Origin of the sequence: Spirillospora sp. NPDC049652 (genome assembly GCF_040675125.1) — a bacterium.
In the GTDB taxonomy this organism is placed as follows: Bacteria; Actinomycetota; Actinomycetes; order Streptosporangiales; family Streptosporangiaceae; genus Spirillospora.
Genome location: NZ_JBFAOF010001071.1, coordinates 1 through 2,275 on the forward strand (window position 1 = coordinate 1; position 2,275 = coordinate 2,275).

Here is a 2,275-nt window from a genome sequence, read left to right on the forward strand (position 1 = left end):
GCCGAGCCGCTGGAACGGCGCGAACATCCGCTCCTTCACCGTGTCCGGCACGCCCGGCCCCCGGTCGACGACGCGCAGCTCGACCCGGCCGGGGCCGCCGCCGACCCGCAGCTCCCCCGCCGTGAGCAGGACGGTCCCGGTGCCGTGCCGGACGGCGTTCTCGACCACGTTGGCGAGGGCCCGCTCCAGCAGCCCGGGATCGGCGGCGACCGGCGGCAGGGTCTCCGGGACGTCGATCCGGACCCGGTCCCCGGGCACGTTCAGCAGGGCGCGCGGCAGCACCTCGTCCAGCGCGACCGGCCGGATCAGCGGGGTGACGACCCCGGTCTGGAGGCGGCTCATGTCCAGCAGGTTGGCGATGAGGCCGTCCAGGCGGTCGGCGGACTCCTCCACCGAGGCCAGCAGCTCCGCCTCGTCCTCGGGGTCCCATTCGACGTCGGTGGCGCGCAGGCTGCTGACCCCGGCCTTGATCGACGCGAGCGGGGTGCGCAGGTCGTGCGAGACCGCGGCGAGCAGCGCGGTGCGGATCTCGTTGCCCTCCTCCAGCCGCCGGGCGCGGGCCGCCTCCTCGGCCAGCCGACGCCACTCCAGGACCGCTCCGGCCTGGGAGGCGAACGCCGTCAGCACCCGCTGGTCGGACGCGGGCAGCACCCGCCCGGACAGCGCCAGCACCGTCTCCGCGCCCGGCTCCCCGCCGACCTCGGCGGTCGCCTCGGCGGCGTCGGGATGGGCGGCGGCGTCCGGGCCGACCGCGCCGCGCGTCCGCCAGCCGCCGTCGGCGGTGTGCTCCAGCAGCGCGACGGCGCGCACCCCGAACGTCTCGCGGACCCGCTCCAGCAGCGCGGGCAGCGCGTTCTCGCCGCGCAGCACCGAGGTCGCGAGCAGGCTCAGCGTCTCGGCCTCGGCGCCGCTGCGCGCCGCCTGGCGGGTGCGGCGGGCGGCCAGGTCCACCACCGACGACACCGCCACCGCGACGGCGACGAACACCAGCAGGCCGAACGCGTTGCGGGGCTCGGCGATCGTCAGCGTGTGCAGCGGCGGGGTGAAGTACCAGTTCGCGGCCAGGAAGCCGAGGACCGCGGCGAGGATCGCGGGCCACAGGCCGCCGGCCAGCGCGACCAGGACGGTCAGCGCCAGGAAGAGCATCAGGTCGGTGGTCAGGCCCGGCCGGTCCCCGGCGTTTCCGCCCACGTCCAGCACGGCGACCATGACGGGCGGGCCGAGGAGCGCCAGGGCCCACCCGGCGACGCGGCGGCGGACGCTGAGCGGGCTGCCCGCGAGGCTGACCAGCCCGCGCCCCTTCCCGACGTGCTCGTGCGTGACCAGGTGGACGTCGATCTCGGACGACTCGCGCGCGACCGTCGCCCCGACGCCCGGCCCGAACACGAACTGCCAGCCCCGGCGGCGGCTGGAGCCGAGGACGAGCTGCGTCGCGTTCACGCCCCGGGTGAACTCCAGCAGCGCCGTCGCCGGGTCGTCCCCCAGCACCTGGTGGTAGCTGCCGCCGAGGCCCTCCACCAGCACCCGCTGCCGGTCGAGGTCGCGGGCGGAACCGCCGGCGGCCAGCCCGTCCGCGCGGGCCACGTGGACGGCCAGCAGGTCGGCGCGGCCGGCGCGGGCCGCGATCCGGGCGGCACGGCGGATCAGGGTGTCGCCCTCCGGGCCGCCGGTCAGCCCGACCACGATCCGCTCGCGCGCCTCCCACGGCTCGGTGATGCCGTGCTGGTCGCGGTAGCGCTCCAGCGCCTCGTCCACCTTGTCGGCGAGCCAGAGCAGCGCCAGCTCGCGCAGCGCGGTCAGGTTGCCCGGACGGAAGTAGTTGGCGAGGGCCGCGTCGACCCGCTCCGGAGGGTAGACGTTGCCGTGCGCCATCCGGCGGCGCAGCGCCTCCGGCGTCATGTCGATCAGCTCGACCTGGGCGGCGCGGCGCACGACCTCGTCCGGAACGGTCTCGCGCTGCGGGACGCCGGTGATCCGCTCGACGACGTCGTTCATCGACTCCAGGTGCTGGACGTTCACCGTGGAGATCACGTCGATCCCGGCCTCCAGGATCTCCTCGACGTCCTGCCAGCGCTTGGCGTTCCGCGAGCCGGGCACGTTGCTGTGGGCCAGCTCGTCCACCAGGACGACCTGCGGCCGGCGCGCCAGGACGGCGTCGACGTCGAGTTCGGTGAACGCGCGGTCGCGGTAGGTCAGGGTGCGGCGCGGCACCGTCTCCAGGTCGCCGATCTGCTCGGCGGTGCGCGCGCGGCCGTGCGTCTCCACCAGGCCGACG

General features: G+C 76.1%; 1 protein-coding gene. It reads right to left on the bottom strand.

Annotation, left to right across the window (positions count from 1 at the left end; all coding sequences use genetic code 11):
- On the bottom strand, positions 1–2,275 hold a 2,275-nt coding region (locus AB0J52_RS37005), incomplete at both ends, for a sensor histidine kinase (RefSeq protein ID WP_500187577.1).